Origin of the sequence: Ornithinimicrobium cavernae (assembly GCF_003121625.1) — a bacterium.
GTDB lineage: Bacteria > Actinomycetota > Actinomycetes > Actinomycetales > Dermatophilaceae > Ornithinicoccus > Ornithinicoccus cavernae.
Map to the genome: position 1 here is coordinate 130548 of NZ_QDDJ01000012.1, position 14912 is coordinate 145459.

Annotated in this window: 16 protein-coding genes; 3 read left to right on the plus strand and 13 right to left on the minus strand. The window is 72.4% G+C overall.

Annotation, left to right across the window (positions count from 1 at the left end; genetic code table 11):
- Positions 1 to 4: 4 nt before the first annotated feature.
- The 3 genes from DA085_RS14715 to DA085_RS14725 are packed head-to-tail and all read left to right on the plus strand — an operon-like array spanning position 5 to position 1643.
- Positions 5 to 709 carry a glycosyltransferase family 2 protein gene (locus DA085_RS14715; protein ID WP_419866513.1) on the plus strand — a complete coding sequence of 235 codons (705 nt, stop codon included), beginning with the start codon at positions 5 to 7 and terminating at the stop codon, positions 707 to 709.
- Positions 710 to 716: 7 nt separating this feature from the next.
- Positions 717 to 1100, plus strand: a complete 384-nt coding sequence (locus DA085_RS14720; protein ID WP_237565540.1) for a DUF2304 domain-containing protein — start codon at positions 717 to 719, stop codon at positions 1098 to 1100.
- A 39-nt stretch (positions 1101 to 1139) separates the two neighbouring features.
- On the plus strand, positions 1140 to 1643 hold the full coding sequence (locus DA085_RS14725) for an ASCH domain-containing protein (RefSeq protein WP_109473726.1): 504 nt from the start codon (positions 1140 to 1142) through the stop codon (positions 1641 to 1643).
- Between the two features lie 72 nt (positions 1644 to 1715).
- Here DA085_RS14725 and DA085_RS14730 read toward each other — a convergent pair whose 3' ends face one another.
- From DA085_RS14730 to DA085_RS14790, 13 genes are all read right to left on the minus strand, one after another.
- On the minus strand, positions 1716 to 2606 hold the full coding sequence (locus DA085_RS14730) for a hypothetical protein (RefSeq protein WP_109473727.1): 891 nt from the start codon (positions 2604 to 2606) through the stop codon (positions 1716 to 1718).
- 92 nt (positions 2607 to 2698) lie between these two features.
- Entirely contained in the window at positions 2699 to 4324 is a 1626-nt protein-coding gene (locus DA085_RS14735; protein ID WP_109473728.1) for a glycoside hydrolase family 15 protein, read from the minus strand.
- Between the two features lie 54 nt (positions 4325 to 4378).
- A complete protein-coding gene (locus tag DA085_RS14740; RefSeq protein WP_237565541.1) occupies positions 4379 to 5311 on the minus strand; it encodes an alpha/beta fold hydrolase in 933 nt (310 codons plus the stop codon).
- Positions 5308 to 6042: a 3-hydroxybutyrate dehydrogenase gene (locus tag DA085_RS14745; RefSeq protein ID WP_109473729.1), complete on the minus strand. Its 735-nt coding sequence runs from the start codon at positions 6040 to 6042 to the stop codon at positions 5308 to 5310. Before DA085_RS14745 ends, DA085_RS14740 begins: the two co-directional genes overlap by 4 nt.
- Positions 6039 to 6740 carry a TetR/AcrR family transcriptional regulator gene (locus DA085_RS14750; RefSeq protein ID WP_109473730.1) on the minus strand — a complete coding sequence of 234 codons (702 nt, stop codon included), beginning with the start codon at positions 6738 to 6740 and terminating at the stop codon, positions 6039 to 6041. The genes DA085_RS14745 and DA085_RS14750 overlap by 4 nt, the downstream gene beginning before the upstream one ends.
- Positions 6737 to 8449 (minus strand): class I adenylate-forming enzyme family protein, encoded by a 1713-nt coding sequence (locus tag DA085_RS14755; RefSeq protein ID WP_109473731.1) that lies wholly within the window; start codon positions 8447 to 8449, stop codon positions 6737 to 6739. The genes DA085_RS14750 and DA085_RS14755 overlap by 4 nt, the downstream gene beginning before the upstream one ends.
- Positions 8446 to 9654 (minus strand): branched-chain amino acid ABC transporter permease, encoded by a 1209-nt coding sequence (locus DA085_RS14760; RefSeq protein WP_237565542.1) that lies wholly within the window; start codon positions 9652 to 9654, stop codon positions 8446 to 8448. The genes DA085_RS14755 and DA085_RS14760 overlap by 4 nt, the downstream gene beginning before the upstream one ends.
- Positions 9651 to 10526, minus strand: a complete 876-nt coding sequence (locus DA085_RS14765) for a branched-chain amino acid ABC transporter permease (protein WP_109473732.1) — start codon at positions 10524 to 10526, stop codon at positions 9651 to 9653. The genes DA085_RS14760 and DA085_RS14765 overlap by 4 nt, the downstream gene beginning before the upstream one ends.
- The gene (locus DA085_RS14770) at positions 10523 to 11257 is read right to left on the minus strand and encodes an ABC transporter ATP-binding protein (RefSeq protein ID WP_109473733.1); all 735 of its coding nucleotides are present in this window, start codon (positions 11255 to 11257) and stop codon (positions 10523 to 10525) included. The genes DA085_RS14765 and DA085_RS14770 overlap by 4 nt, the downstream gene beginning before the upstream one ends.
- A complete protein-coding gene (locus DA085_RS14775) occupies positions 11254 to 12048 on the minus strand; it encodes an ABC transporter ATP-binding protein (protein WP_419866514.1) in 795 nt (264 codons plus the stop codon). Before DA085_RS14775 ends, DA085_RS14770 begins: the two co-directional genes overlap by 4 nt.
- Positions 12045 to 13283, minus strand: a complete 1239-nt coding sequence (locus tag DA085_RS14780) for a substrate-binding domain-containing protein (protein ID WP_109473734.1) — start codon at positions 13281 to 13283, stop codon at positions 12045 to 12047. Before DA085_RS14780 ends, DA085_RS14775 begins: the two co-directional genes overlap by 4 nt.
- Positions 13284 to 13532: 249 nt before the next feature.
- Complete coding sequence (locus tag DA085_RS14785; protein WP_109473735.1) at positions 13533 to 14306, minus strand: inositol monophosphatase family protein; 774 nt, start codon at positions 14304 to 14306, stop codon at positions 13533 to 13535.
- A gap of 42 nt (positions 14307 to 14348) precedes the next feature.
- Positions 14349 to 14912, minus strand: a complete 564-nt coding sequence (locus tag DA085_RS14790) for a gamma carbonic anhydrase family protein (protein ID WP_109473775.1) — start codon at positions 14910 to 14912, stop codon at positions 14349 to 14351.

The following is a 14912-nucleotide window of genomic DNA, read 5'->3' on the forward strand; positions in this document are numbered from 1 at the left end:
GACAATGCCAGGCATGAGCCTAACGCCACCGGACACCGGTCCGATCGAGGACGCCTGGCTCGTGATCCCGCTCTACAACGAGGCGACGGTCATCGCTGACGTCATCACCGCGGCACGCGAGACCTTCCCCCACGTCGTCTGTGTGGACGACGCGTCCACCGACGGGTCGGGGGTGGCAGCCCGGGCGGCCGGCGCGGTCGTGGTGACCCACCCGTTCAACCTCGGGCAGGGCGCGGCACTGCAGACCGGCATCAGCTACGTCCTGCAGGCGACCGACGCCGCCTACGTCGTGACGTTCGACGCCGACGGGCAGCACCGGGTGGAGGACGCCGCGGCGATGGTCCGCCGGGCCAAGGACGAGGACGTGGCGATCGTGTTCGGCTCGCGGTTCCTCGACGACCGGACCAAACCCGGTCTGCTGCGGCGGCTCATCCTCAAGGGCGCTGTCTGGATCACCAACCAGCAGACCGGTCTGCGGCTGTCCGACGCACACAACGGGCTCCGCGTCATCCGGCGGGACGCGGCGCGGGCCATCGCCCTGGAGCAGAACCGGATGGCCCACGCGACCGAGATCGTCCTGCAGCTGGCCCGGACCAGGCTGCCGTGGGTGGAGCACCCGGTCCTCATCATCTACACCGACTACTCCCGCTCCAAGGGACAGTCGCTGATGAACTCCATCAACATCCTGATCGACACGATCGTGAAGTGAGGCAGCCGTGCTGGACCAACCACTGATCAAGGTCATCCTGCTGGTGGGCATCGTCGGAGTGACCGTGCTGCTGACCCGCTCGACCGCGGGGGCGCGCCACCAGGCGATCCGACGGCTGCTGTTGGTCGGCTTCGTCCTGCTGGCGGCCATGGCGATCCTGTTCCCGCCCCTGTTGACCCAGGTGGCCCGGGCTGTCGGTGTCGGCCGCGGCGCGGACCTGCTGCTCTACGGGCTGACCATCACCTTCCTGGGCTACGTGGCCGCGAGCTACCGCAGGATGCGCCAGCTCGAGCAGCAGAACACCGTGCTGGCCCGCCAGCTGGCTCTCAACCACGCGGTGCACGACGCCCGCCACGGGCACGACGGGGGCTCCCCCGACGCCTCCCAGTAGGGTCGGGGCTCACCGTGCAACCCGTGATGAGGAGCCGTGATGACGACTGAGGACGCGATCCAGTCCTTCTGGGAGGACGCCCGCCTGCGGGCCAAGGTCAACCGGGTGCCCGGCTACCTCGGGGTCAACGCACGCGAGGCGCTGGCTCCCCCGGCCTGGTCCTTCGGGGCCGGCCCGGAGGACGCCGATGCACTCCTGGCGCTGGTCCTGGCCGGCACCAAGACCGCGACCTCGTCGGCGCAGCGGGACTTCGTCGCCACGGGCGAGCGCGAGCCGGAGGAGGGCGACCTGTCGATCATCACGGACGGCCGGGGCCGGCCCCGAGCACTCATCCAGACCACCTCGGTGCGCACCGTGCCGTTCGGTGAGGTCGATGCAGCCCACGCCGCCGCCGAGGGCGAGGGCGACCTCAGCCTGGGGCACTGGCGCGACGTGCACCGCCGCTTCTTCGAGCGGTCGGCGCAGCGCGCACCGGTGACCGACGACCTGCCGATCGTCCTCGAGCGCTTCAGCGTGCTCTACGCCGCGGACTCCGCCGACTGAGCCGGCTGTGCCGGATGGTTTTCCGGTCCGCGCGGACCCGCGGACCGGACGACCACCCGCCCGGTGCGTGGTTCAGCCGCTGATCTCGTCAGCCGACCGGACGGTCCACTGGGCGGGGACGGGCTCGGGGACCGCACCGTCCAGCGGCATGTCGAACTCCTTGATCTCCCTGCTCGGCCGGTCGATCCCGAACAGGTGCGGGTCCTTGCCCTGTCCCTTCGAGGGACGGTCCCAGGCGATGCCCTGCCCCTCGATGCCAGGCAGCTCCACCGTGGCCAGCCACTCGAGCTCGGCACCGGCCATCGGCAGCTGCATCACATAGGCCTCCGGCAGGTCGTGCCCGGTGAGGTACAGGTTGCCGTCCGGTCCCCACGAACCCCCACTGTTGGACATCGGGGCGAACCGGTCGAGGATCGGCCGCGGCACGACATACCCCGCCTCCACCTGGAAGCTGTCGTCCATCCGCACGATCTGGGCGTTCGGGTTCTCGCCGTAGACCCGGCCGTCGTGCACGTTGTCATAGTTCGCGAACCCGGCCCACCAGGACCCGTCGTGGAAGTCCAGCCAGGTCAGTGACCCGCGGTCGATCCCGATCGGGTGACTGTCGAGGTGCTCCAGGGTGCGCGCGTCGAAGACCTCGATCGAGCTCTCCATCGGCCATTCCGGGTAGTTGGAGTGCGCGGCGTAGATCGTGCCGCGCACGACGACCCCGCTGTCGAGGTGCTGGATGGGTCCCTCGGGGTCACCGACGAACTGCAGCACACGCTCCCCCGTGCTCCGGTCGATCTTCGTGATGCTGCGGTTGTTGATGGCGTAGGCGTGCGTGTCGTCGACGGCGACGCCCTGGTTGGCGTCCCGGGCGGCGAGCTCGCCTGCCGGCTCGGCGGCGAGCGTGACCGGCTCGGGCTGCACGTAGGCCGCGGGCACGGCGAGGGTGGGCACGTGGGGCGAGGTGCTGGCCACGGAGGGCAGTATGCCGAGGGCCAGGACGAGCGCGCCGGCGACGGCGGTGCCCTCGTGCTCGTGCGCGGCGGGTCAGGCGCCGTCGCAGCGGCTCACGCGAGCTCGCTGAGCGTCAACAGCACCAGGGCACTCGTCCACCCCAGGGGTGCCGGGCCACCCGGCTCACCCGCGGGGCCGACCTTCTCCGGCAGTGATCCCCACGGCGCACGGTGGGCGTCGAGCCAGTCCAGCCACTCCAGCGCGAGCGTGTCCTGCCCGTCGGCCGCGGCGGTGTAGGCCACCAGCGCGACCTCCGGGGTCCAGGAGACCCCGTCCTGCTTCCACGCGGCGCCGGGTGCCAGACCACCCGCCGGGCGGGACGCGCTCTCCTGGTAACCGAGCCACGCCTCACGGACCCCGGGCAACGGCTGCGGGTCGAACGGTGGCATGAGCATCGCCGTGGCCGCGTCCAGCCCACCACCGTGCCGGGTGCGCTGGAAGTCGGGGCCGAAGTGGTCGCCGACGACCTCCCGGAGCTCGCTCGCGGCACGCCCCACCACGCTCGCGCGCTCCACAGCCCCCTGGGCCCGGTAGTCGGCTGCGGCCGACCGCAGCCCGAGCACCAGGGGGGCGTTGGCCCCGAGGAGCCGCTCGTAGGTGGCCCGCTCCCAGTAGTCCGGGCTGGGCGCCGCCAGTTGGGCACCTCCACCGGTCACGCGCAGCAGCTGGTCGGTGCACCGGTCCCGCAGGTCGTGCACCTCGGCCGACACCGGGGTGAGCCGAGCGGTCTCGTGGATCGCCCAGAGGACCCAGCCGCAGCCGTCGACCTGTGCGCCGCGCGGGTCATCGACGACGCGGTCACCGTCCACCAGGTAGCGGGCGTCGAAGCCGTAGAGCGGGTCGAGAGAGAGCACCGACACCCTGTCCAGGAGCACCGCCGCGTCGGCGGCGTGGCCCGTCCGGCCGAGGGCGACGGCGACGAACGCGCCGTCGCGCGGCCAGAAGAAGTCCCACCGGGGAGCCGGGCCCGCGGCGGGCAGACTGCCCTCCTCGAGATCCTCCGTGAGGAGCCGGAGGTCCCGGAGGGCGGCCCTGGCCATGTCCTCGTGCGTCGTGCCGGCTCCCGGCACCGTGCCGGCGCCGATCCACGCCGTGACCTCGGCGGGCACTGGCTCGCCGTGCCGGTCCGCGCCGAGCAGGGGACCCTGGGCTCCGGGAACGGGGTCGGCCACCGCCTCGGTCTCCCCCGAGGGCCAGGCCGACGAGACCACCAGGAGCACCAGGGTCACCGTGGCGACCGGCACCAGCACCCGGACCGGGCGCCGCCGGCCGCGGAGCACCCTCGCACCGCAGCGGACGACGGCTGCCGCCGCGACCCCGAGGAGGGCGCCGGTCGTCAGCCCGATCCAGGCGTGGGCCAGGTCCCGGGCCGCGGCGGTCTGCCCCAGCCCGGGCACGGCATACTGCCAGGCCTCCACCGCCACCGGCAGGACGGCCACCGTCGCCAGCCAGGCGGGACGGCGCCAGAGCGCCAGGCCGGTCACGAGCAGCGGCAGCACGAGCACCAGGCGCGGGTCGGCCCGGTGCCAGGTCCAGGGCCACAAGAGGTGGGTGAGGTCCGTGTTCAGGCTGCGGGGCACCGGAACCGGGCCACCGGGTGGCGGCAGGACCGTGAGCGCCAGAAAGAGGCCGAGTGCCACCACGGCGACCCAGCCGCCGATCCTGGTCGTGGTGGACATCGCTGCACAGGCTACGTGCGTGCGGCCCCCGCACGGCCCGTCGTTACCAGATCGTCACCGGGCCAGGGCCGCGCGCACGTGCGGGACCACCTGCTCGACCCCGCGGGGCAGCATGACGATCGTGTAGTGGTTGACGTCCTCGACCACGCTGACCTGCAGGTCGGGGTGCTCGGCGCTCCAGCGATCGCGCGCCTCCCGCGGATAGAGCGGGGGCTCCTCGTCCAGCAACCCGCGCGGCGCCACGAGCCACGACGCCGGGTGCCGCCGGTGGGCCAGCGCCCTGAGCAGGGAGTCACCGTCCACCAGCTCCCGGATGTCCTCGTTGAGCGCCTCCACCCGGGTGGCCGGTCGCAGGCCGTCCTCCCCGGCCGGCACCAGGTCGTAGTCCACGTAGGCGGTCGTCAGGTCCACCCACTCGGTGAACGCGGGGTGGCTGCGCCACATCTCGCGGTAGGCCGCGTGGTCCGGGAAGGTCATCCGGAGCCGCTCGGCGGCCGGGCCGAGGATCGCCATGGACAGCGCCTCCGGCGCCAGGCCGGGGGGCGGCAGCAGCGGCATACCACCATCCACCAGCACCAGGGAGCTCACCCGCTCGGGGTGCCGGTCGGCGAGCACGAGGGAGACGAACCCGCCCATCGAGTGCCCGACGACGACCGCTGTGCGGACCCCCAGCGAGTCCAGCACCGCAGCCACGTCGTCGGCGTGACTGGGCATGCCGTAGGGCGGCGGCAGGTCCCGTGACCGGCCCCGACCGCGCAGGTCGGGCGCGATCACCCGCACGTCCGGCAGGGCCCGCGCCAGCAGCGGCCACGCGACGTGGGAGGCCGTGATGCCGTGGATCGCCAGGACCGTCGGGGCCTCCGGGTCGCCGTTCGCGGGCTCCCAGACGCCGACGTGCATGGTGCCGCCGCGGACCGGCACCTCGTGGGTGCTGTAGCGGTCGCCGACCACCGTGGCCAGGGAGGGCAGGAGCTCCGTCGTGGTCACTGGGCCGTCCACCCGCCGTCCATCGCGTAGGAGGCGCCGGTGACCATGCCTGCGGCGTCGCTGGCCAGGAAACCGGCCAGGGCCCCGACGTCCCCGGGTTCGATGAGCGCCTTGATGGCCGAGCGGGTCAGCATGACCTTCTCGATGACCTCGTCCTCCGGGATCCCGTGGGTGCTCGCCTGGTCGGCGATCTGCTTCTCCACCAACGGGGTCCGCACATAGCCCGGGTTGATGCAGTTGGATGTCACCCCGTGTGGTGCGCCCTCGAGCGCGGTCACCTTGGACAGCCCCTCCAGGCCGTGCTTGGCCGACACGTAGGCCACCTTGAACTCCGAGGCCCGCAGGCCGTGCGCGGAGGAGACGTTGATGACCCGACCCCAGCCCCGCGCATACATGTGCGGCAGCGCGGCCCGGACCAGCAGGAACGGCGACTCCAGCATGAGCCGGTGGATCAGCCGGAAGTCCTCCGGGTCGAGCTCGTGGATCGGCGCCACCCGCTGGATGCCCGCGTTGTTCACCAGCACGTCGCAGTCCAGGCGCAGGTCCTCGAGCGCCGCCGTGTCCGACAGGTCGGCGACCCAGGCCTCGCCGCCGACCTCGGCGGCCAGCGCCTCCGCGGCCCCGCGGTCGCGGTCGGCGACCACGACGTGCAGGCCGTCCGTGGCCAGCCGCCGGGCGATCGCGGCCCCGATGCCGCTGCCCCCTCCGGTCACCAGTGCCTTGCGCGTCATCGCTGGGTCCCTTCCATTCTTGGGGAGGTTTGGACCGCCCCGTGCGCCTTCTTGGGGAGGTTCGGACCGGGATCGCCGAGGTCCGTCGGCGCCAGTGCCCCACGGATGACGTCCATCAGTCCCTCGTAGATGCCCTCGGGGATCTCGTCGGCGCCCTCCCAGAGGACCCACCGCATCCCGATCAGCTCACCGGCACCCATCAGCGCCCACGCGGCGACGACCGGGTCCACGTCCCGGATGTCGCCGCGGGATCGCGCAGCCGCGAGCCCGGCGGCATAGCCGTCGACGATGTTGTCGTAGTGCCGGCGCATCGACTCCGGCGAGACGAACTCGGCCTGCCGGATGATGCGGTAGAGCGCCGGGTGCTGCGCGGTGAAGGTGAAGAACGCGCGGAACCCGGCACGCTCGGCCTCGATCCGGTCCTCGACCCCGGTCGAGGCCTCGCTCATCGCGAGCCGCACCCGGTGGGAGAGGTCGGCCACGACCTCGTCGAAGATCTCCTTCTTGCCCTCGAAGTGGGTGTAGAAGGTGCCGAGGGCCACCCCGGCCTGCTCGGTGATCTTGACGATCGAGGCCTCGTGGTAGCCGACCGTCGCGAACACGTGCTCGGCCGCCTCCAGCAGCTTGGCCCGGGTCCGCGCACCCCGTGGGGTGCGGGCGGTCCGGTCGACGTGTGGGGCGAGTTCCCCGGTGCTCATGACTGACCTCCGTATGCCGTGTGCTGGGCTGATGCGTGATCGGCCGGTTGGCCGGTGGTCCCGGGTGCGCCACGGCCCGCGTCCTCGGCGCGCAGCGCGGCCGCGAGCGCCGCCTGGCGGGCCACCTTGCCCAGCGAGCCGTAGGGCAGCTCGCTGACCAGGTGCACGGCGCTCGGCACCTTGAAGGACGCGAGCCGGTCCCGGCAGTGCTCGGTGAGCTCGACGGCGTCGGTGACCACGCCGGGTCGGCGGACGACGAGGGCCACGCCACGCTCGCCCCACCGCTCGTCCGGCACGCCCACGACGACGGCGTCAGCGACCGCCGGGTGGAGCCGCAGCGCGGCCTCCACCTCCGCGGGTGCGACATTCTCCCCGCCGGAGATGTAGATGTTGCGCAACCGGTCCACGATCCGCAGGTAGCCCGCCTCGTCCCGGGTCGCGACATCACCCGTGGCCAGCCACCCGTCCCGCCAGATGGCGCGGGTGGCGGCCTCGTCGCGGAAGTAGCCGGCGAACATTCCCGGCCCGCGCACCAGCAGCTCGCCCGTGCCCGGACCGGTCAGGTGCTCCCCCGTGACCGGGTCGGCCAGCTGCACCTCGACGTGCGGGTAGGGCACGCCCGCCCAGCCGACCCGCCGCATCGCCTCGCGCGGCGGGACGCACAGCACGTTCGGGCCGGCCTCGGTGAGCCCGTAGCCCTGGGTGAGCGCGACGCCGTGCTGGTGGAAGATCCGCAGCAGGGGGGCGGGCATCGGGGCACCGCCGACGACCGCGCTGCGCAGGGCGCTGAGGTCGGTCCGGTCGAAGCCCGGGTGCTCGGCCAGCCGGGCGTAGTGCGTGGGGACGCCCATCATCGTGGTGACCCGGTGCTCGGCGATCAGACGCAGGGCGCGCCCCGGGTCGAAGGAGCGCTCCAGCACGACCGTCGCGCCGGTCCACCAGGCCAGGAGCGGCTGGATGTTCCACCCGCCCACGTGGAACTGTGGCAGCACGCTGAGGACCACGTCGGTCTCGTCCAGCTCCAGCGTCCGCGAGAGCGAGAGGTTGGTCCAGAAGCACGAGGCGTGCGTGAGCACGGCCGCCTTGGGCCGGGCGGAGCTGCCGGAGGTGAAGACCATGAGCAGCCGGTCCCGGTCCTGCACCGGCCCGGCCCGGTCGAGCAGCGATCCCGGCCGACCGCCGAGCTGGTCGGTGCCGGGCTGACCCGGCCCGACGGCATACGGCTCCTGCAGGTGCGCGCCGTGCCAGGGGGCGGGCACCGGCTGCTCGGTGCCGACCTGCCCCAGGTATGCCGTGGGGACGGGGGCGGCGACCCGGGCCAGGGCGCTGCGGGCCAGGGTCTCGGTCTCGTCCTCCACGAGCAGGACGGCCGGGTCGGCCCGGCCGACCTGGTCGGCGAGCTCGGTCGCGGTGAGCCGCCAGGACAGCGGCACCAGCACCAGGCCGGCCCGCGCGCAGGAGAAGAACGCGATGACGTGCTCGGCGCTGTTGCCGACGAGCGTCGCCACCCGGTCACCCCGCCGGTAGCCCGCGTCCCGCCAGGCCCGGGCCAGCGCCCGGGAGCGCTCGTCCAGCTCGCGGTAGGTCAGCTCGACCCCGCGGTCGACGATGGCGACCCGGTCGGGGTGGAGCCGGGCGCGGTCGGTGGGCCAGCGACCCAGGGTGTGGGGCCCGGCGGCCGAGTGGTGGGCGGTCACGTCATCGGTCATCGCTGCTGATCATCCTCCTGCACGAGCGCCCCGGGCGTGCCGGAACGGTCCTCGGGTGGCGCGGCCGCGCGGCGGGAGAACAGCGCGCGCACCCGCAGCCCCAGAGCGGCGAGCCCGCCCGGCAGGAACATCACCACGAGGATGAAGATGGTGCCCAGGATGAACATCGGTTCGGACAGGGGTATCCGCAGCACGGCGGGCAGGTCGTCGATCGCCGAGGACTGGGCGAGCACGGCCAGTCGCTGGCTGAGGACTACGTAGACGAAGGCGCCGGCGACAGCGCCCCAGCGGGAGCCGACACCGCCGAGCACGACCATCAGCAGCAACGAGATGGTGAACTCCGCGCTCAGGGTGTGCGGCACGGCACCGGAGTTGAGCAGCAGGTGCACCATGCCCATGCCGGAGGCGATCACCGACGCGGCGACGAAGATCGCCAGCTTGACCAGGAACGGCCGCATGCCCAGCACCTGCACGCGCAGCTCGTTCTCACGGACCGCCTCGGCGACGTGCCCGGCCCGGCTCCGCTGCACCCAGGTCACCACGGCGAAGGCCAGCACGAGGGCGGCCAGCGCCACCCAGTACAGGTTGCGGGTGTCGGCCACGCCCACCAGCCAGTCGGGCACGTAGTCGGTCGGCAGCCGAAGGCCCTCCTCGCCGCCGGTCAGCTTCCCGGGGTTCTTGCGCACCAGCACGAAGCCGGCCTGCGCGAAGGCCAGGGTGACCATCGCGAACGGGATGCCGGTGACCTGCAGGGACACCGCGCCCAGGAGCGTCGCCATGACGAGGCCGACCACCAGGACGAGCACCGCCGCCGGGACCAGACCCAGCCCGAGCCCCTCCATCACGATGCCCAGTCCGTAGGCGCCGAGGCCGAAGTAGAGCGCGTGCCCGAAGGAGAGCAGCCCGGCCACGCCGAAGAGCAGGTGGTAGGAGAGCGCGGCGCCGGCCATGACCATCGCCAGGGCCAGCAGGTGCAGCGTTCCCGGGGTGTACGTCGCCCCCGGCAGCACCCCCGGGAGCGAGAGGTCGAGCAGCGGCAGGCAGGCCAGCAGCACGACCAGGCCGACCGGCACGACCAGGCCCGGCAGACGGGAGCGGAGACCGCTCGCGCCCGGCCCGCCCTCCGGCGGTCGGGCGGCGTGGCGCATCGCCGCGACCTTGTCCTGGACGACCTGCTCGGTCCCCCGTGTGTTCATCGCAGTCATGCCTTCCTCCCCATCAGGCCGGAGGGTCGGGTGAGCAGCACGAGCGCCAGCAGGACGACCACGGCGAAGTCCCCGGTGCCCCACAGGTAGAAGTTGGCGAACTGCTGCAGCAGGGCCACGAGGACGGAGGCGACGGCCGCACCGATCAGCGAGCCGAGGCCACCGATCACGGTCACGATGAAGGCGAAGATCAGCAGGGTCTGTCCGAGCATCGGCGAGACGTAGCCGAAGTGGTGGGAGGCCAGCACGCCACCGATCCCCGCGGCGGCACCACCGATGGTGAAGACCAGGGTGAAGGCGGTGCGGACGTCGATGCCCAGCGCCGTCACCATGGACCGGTTCTCCACCCCGGCGCGGATGATCATGCCGTAGCGGGTGTGCTTGAGGAACAGGACGATCGACGCGAGCACGGCTGCCGCGGACACGATCGCGATGAAGACGACGTTGGGGATGCTCGCACCAGCGACGCCCGTGGTCTCACCGAGCCAGGACGGGCCCCTGGGGAAGCGCGGGTCGGTGCCCCAGATGCCGTCGAACAGGGCGACCGCAGCCAGCCCGAGGCCGACGGTGACCAGCACCTGCTCGATGTGCCGGTTGTACAGCCTCTGGACCAGGATCCGCTCGGTCGCCGCGGCGAAGACCGCCCCGGCCAGTGCGCCCACCAGCAGGGACACGGCGAAGCCGGTCCACGTCGAGGCCCCCAGGAGCTGGGCGACCTCCAGGCCGAGGAAGGCGCCCAGGGACAGGAACACGCCGTGGGCGAAGTTCAGCACACCCATCAGGCCGTAGATCAGGGACAGGCCGCAGGCGACCAGGAAGTAGATCGCGCCGAGACCGACGCCGGTGACCGCCAGGAGGATCACGGTGCTCATACGGCTCGCTCCGATCCGGTGGAGACCCCCAGCAGCCGCTGGGTCAGGTCAGGGTCGTCGAGGAACTCGGCGGCGGGCCCGTGGTGGACGCTCCGGCCGCCGGTGAGGACGACGGCGTGGTGGGCGAGGTCGCGCACCACCTGCAGGTTCTGCTCGACGAGCAGGACCGGGACCACCTCGGCGGCCCGGGCCAGGGCCCGCCCGACCTCGTGGACCAGGCGTGGCGCCAGGCCCTTGGTGGGCTCGTCGACGAGCAGGACCCGGTTGTCGTTGAGGAGGGCCCGGGCCAGGGAGACCATCTGCTGCTGACCGCCGGACAGGGTGCCGGCGGCCTGACCAGCGCGCTGCCTGAGCTCCGGGAACAGGTCATAGACCAGGTCGTAGCGGTGCTGATGTCCCCTGCGCTCGGCGATGCGCAGGTTCTCGCTGACGCTGAGGGCGGAGAAGACCTCCCGGTCCTCCGGCACGTAGCCGACACCCAGCTGGGCCACCCGGTGGGTGGGCAGGGTGCCGATGTCCTGGCCGTCGAGCTCGATCGTGCCGGCCCGGTCGATCAGGCCCATGACCGCCTTGATCGTCGAGGTCTTGCCGACGCCGTTGCGCCCGAGCAGGGCCGTGACCCCGTTGGCGGCCACCTCGAGGTCGACGTGCTCGACGACCTGCTGGCCGGCGACGTGGGCTGCCAGCCCGCGCACTGTCAGGACCGCGTCGGGGACGGGGGCGCGCGTCATACGGTCTCTCCCAGGTAGGCACTCTGGACAGTAGGGTCGGCCATCACCGCGTCCGGGCTGTCCAGCGCGAGCAGGTGGCCGAAGTGGAGCACGGCGACCCGCTCCACCAGCCCGAGCAGGACCTCCATGTGGTGCTCGACCATGAGCACGGTGCACCCGTGGTCGGTGTGGAGGCTGCGGATCACCTCGGTCAGTCCGGCCACGTCCCCGGAGGCGACGCCGGCCATCGGCTCGTCCAGCAGGACCACCGAGGGGTCCGTGGCGAGCAGCATGGCGATCTCCAGCTTGCGCTTGTCCCCGTGCGGCAGGTCACCGGCGCGGAACCCCATCCGGTCCCCCAGACCCACCTCACGGAGCAGGTGGCGCGCCCGGTCGGAGGCACGGTCGCCCCGGCGCGGGAAGGTGAGCAGGGAGATGGCCCTCCCCTCGGCCACCTGGGCCGCGAGCCGCACGTTCTCCTCCACCGAGAGCGCGGGGAACACCGAGGACGTCTGGAAGGTGCGCCCGAGACCGGCGACGGCCCGCTGGGTGACCGAGCGGCCGGTGACGTCCCGGCCGTCGAGCAGGACCGTGCCCGCGGTCGGCCGGAGCACGCCCGAGACCAGGTTGAACAGCGTCGTCTTGCCGGCACCGTTGGGGCCGATCACGCCGACGATCTGACCGGTCGGCACGGTGAAGGAGATGTTCTCCAGGATCTGGGCGCCACCGATCTTCAGCGACAGGTCCCGGACCTCCAGCGCGGGAGCGACGGTGCCCGCTCCCGCGCCGGAGCCCTGCTGTGCGACCGTCACTTGCCGGACGCCTCCGGCGGTGCGACGTCGGCGGCCGGCACGGTGTCGATGAGCTCGGGCACCCAGGTGTCGCCGTCCGCGACCAGCTTGGCGGTGTACATGTCCTGGATGAGCGCGTGGTCGCTCTCGCGGATCGTGTAGTCACCCTTGGGGCCCTGGAACTCCCAGCCCTCCAGCGCGTCGATCATCGCGTTGACGTCGCCGTCGCCCTCGGTCAGTGCCTGCACGATCATCTGACCCGCGACGAAGCCGTCCGGAGTGAACAGGTCGGGGGTTCCGCCGGCCTCCTCGACGGCCTCGATCATCGCGGTGTTGACCTCGTTGTCCGGTGCACCGGGGAAGTAGTGGTTGAGGAAGCTGATGTTCTCGGCGACCGGACCGTAGGCGTCGAAGGTGACCGAGTCGCCCAGGCCGGTGACGACGGGTGCCACCTCGAAGACGTCCTGCTGGTCCAGCGCCTGCCACATGTTGGCCGAGGTGGCGCCGGCCCAGGCCACGAAGATCATGTCCGGGTCGGCCTCCTTCAGCTGCGCGGCGAAGGGGGTGAACTCGGTGGCGTCCTCGGGGACGAGCACGCTGCTGACCTCGGCCCCGCCCGCACCCAGCACCGCCTCGACGGCGGCCAGGTTGCCCTGACCGAAGGCGTTGTCCTGGGCGTAGACGACGACCTTGTTGGCCTCACCGTCCAGGAACGCCCCGGCGGCAGCGACGTCCTGCAGGCTCTGCCGGCCGGAACGGAAGGTGTAGTCGTTGACCCCGGTGAGCGCGTCGACGGCCGCCGGGCCGGAGATGTAGAGGATCTCGTTCTGCTCGGCCTGGTCGGCCATCGCGACGGCGATCCCGGAGACGATCGTGCCGCCCAGGACCTTGAAGTCCTGCCCGATGAGGTCCTTGGCCGCGGCGACGGCCGTGTCCTGGTTGCCGGCGTCGTCGCGGTAGGTGATCTCGATCTCGCGACCGTCGATCGCGCCCGTGCCGCCGGTGGCGTAGTCGATGCCGGCCTCCAGGCCCGACCGGTACTGCGCCCCGTAGGCCGCCAGGGGGCCGGTCTCGGAGTAGATGATGCCGACCTGGAACGGCTCGCCGCCGCCGGCGTCCTCGGCGGTGGCCACGTTGCCGTCGCCACCGGCCTCCGGTGCGTCGTTGTCGTCGGAGTCGTCAGAGGTGGACGGGGCGCAGGCTGCCAGCGCCAGGACCGTGGCCAGCGACAGGGCCGTGAGGGACGAGCGGGACATCGAGCACTCCTTTGTGGGACGTGAACTTGAAAGGTGATTCAGGTTTCGGCAGAAACCTAGTGACGTCCCGGGCAGAAGTCAACGACGACGCGGGTCACGATGTGGTCACGGCGCCCCGATCCGCTCCCCGACCGGGCGCGACGTGACGCGAGAATCCACGCCACCGGGCGCATCGTGACGCGGGACTTCAGCCGACCGAGTGCACCCCATGCCGAGGGCGCACCTCTGAGTCGTGCGAGGAGGGGCCGGCTACGGGATCAGGGGCAACAGCGCCGCATACAGGCTCTGGTCGGCGGCGCCCACCAGCCCGCCCGCGGGCACCGTCCGGGCGTCGTAGGGCTGACCGGCGAAGGTGCCGAGGAAGGCGCCGGCCTCGCTGAGCAGCAACGACCCCGGCGCGTGGTCCCAGGGCTGGCGCCCCTTGTAGACGATGTAGTCGGCCGCGCCCTCCACGAGCATCGGGTAGTCGACGGCGCAGCAGATCCAGGTGAGCTCCAGTGGTGGCAGCTCGCCCAGGCTCGTCCCGATCCACCGACGGTGCGAGGTCACGCCGCGCGGTGCCTCGGGATCCGCCACCGGCGGACGGGTGAGCCGCTCCCCGTTGCGGAACGCGCCGGCGCCCCGCTCGGCGACGTAGGCCACCTCGTGCTGCGGCTGCCAGATCCAGCTGCGCACGACGTCCGGCCCGTCGAGCTCGGCGACCATCACGCCATGGTCCTTGGAGCCGTTGACGAAGTTCTTGGTGCCGTCGATCGGGTCGACGGTGAAGGCGTGCGGGGCCGCTGCGTAGTCCTCGAGCACCGCGGGGTTCGCCTGGAAGTGCTCCTCCCCCAGGACGACGGCCCCCGGGTAGGCGTCCTGCAGCCGCCGGGTGATCAGGACCTCGGCCTCCCGGTCGGCCACCGTGACCAGGTCGCCCGGGTTCTTCTCGATGACCTGGTGCTCGGCCAGCGCCCGGAACCGGGGGTTGATGACCTCCTCGGCCACCTCCTGCAGCAGGGCGAGCATCCCGTCCGTATCCACGCCCTCAAGGTAGCCCAGGGGCCGGAGGGCGCGAGCAGCGCCTCAGGCCTCCAGCGCGGCGCGGTGCATCGCCGCCAGCTGCGGGTAGTGGCCGATCGACTCGCGCAGGCCGGCGCGCTCCTCCTCGGTGAGCTCGCGGCGCACCTTGCCGGGGACCCCGGCCACCAGGGAGCCGGGCGGGACCTGGGTCCCCTCCAGCACGACGGCCCCGGCCGCGACGAGGCAACCGGCACCGATCACGGCACCGTTGAGGATCACCGAGCCCATCCCGACGACCGTGCCCTCACCGACGGTGCACCCGTGCAGGACCGCGCCGTGGCCGATCGACACGTTGTCACCGACCGTGGCGGGGAAGCCGGGGTCGGCGTGGATCACCGCGTTGTCCTGGAGGTTCGAGTCACGCCCGACGGTGATGTCCTCGGCGTCGCCGCGTGCTGAGGCGCCGTACCAGAAGCTCGTGCCGGCGTCGACGGTCACGCGGCCGGAGACGACGCTGTGCGGAGCCAGCCAGGCCTCCGGGTGCACGGCCGGCACACGGTCACCGAGGGGCAGGACCAGCCCGCCACCCGGGCGCGCGCGATCGGGGGTTGCCGCAGGGTTCTCCAT

Coding starts and splice junctions, on each gene's coding strand:
- DA085_RS14765 (WP_109473732.1), bottom strand. CDS start 10,526: ATGAGCACCGTGATCCTCCTGGCGGTCACCGGCGTCGGTCTCGGCGCG.
- DA085_RS14715 (WP_419866513.1), top strand. CDS start 5: ATGCCAGGCATGAGCCTAACGCCACCGGACACCGGTCCGATCGAGGAC.
- DA085_RS14725 (WP_109473726.1), top strand. CDS start 1,140: ATGACGACTGAGGACGCGATCCAGTCCTTCTGGGAGGACGCCCGCCTG.
- DA085_RS14780 (WP_109473734.1), bottom strand. CDS start 13,283: ATGTCCCGCTCGTCCCTCACGGCCCTGTCGCTGGCCACGGTCCTGGCG.
- DA085_RS14770 (WP_109473733.1), bottom strand. CDS start 11,257: ATGACGCGCGCCCCCGTCCCCGACGCGGTCCTGACAGTGCGCGGGCTG.
- DA085_RS14745 (WP_109473729.1), bottom strand. CDS start 6,042: ATGACGCGCAAGGCACTGGTGACCGGAGGGGGCAGCGGCATCGGGGCC.
- DA085_RS14790 (WP_109473775.1), bottom strand. CDS start 14,912: ATGGAGAACCCTGCGGCAACCCCCGATCGCGCGCGCCCGGGTGGCGGG.
- DA085_RS14760 (WP_237565542.1), bottom strand. CDS start 9,654: ATGACTGCGATGAACACACGGGGGACCGAGCAGGTCGTCCAGGACAAG.
- DA085_RS14735 (WP_109473728.1), bottom strand. CDS start 4,324: ATGTCCACCACGACCAGGATCGGCGGCTGGGTCGCCGTGGTGGCACTC.
- DA085_RS14750 (WP_109473730.1), bottom strand. CDS start 6,740: ATGAGCACCGGGGAACTCGCCCCACACGTCGACCGGACCGCCCGCACC.
- DA085_RS14755 (WP_109473731.1), bottom strand. CDS start 8,449: ATGACCGATGACGTGACCGCCCACCACTCGGCCGCCGGGCCCCACACC.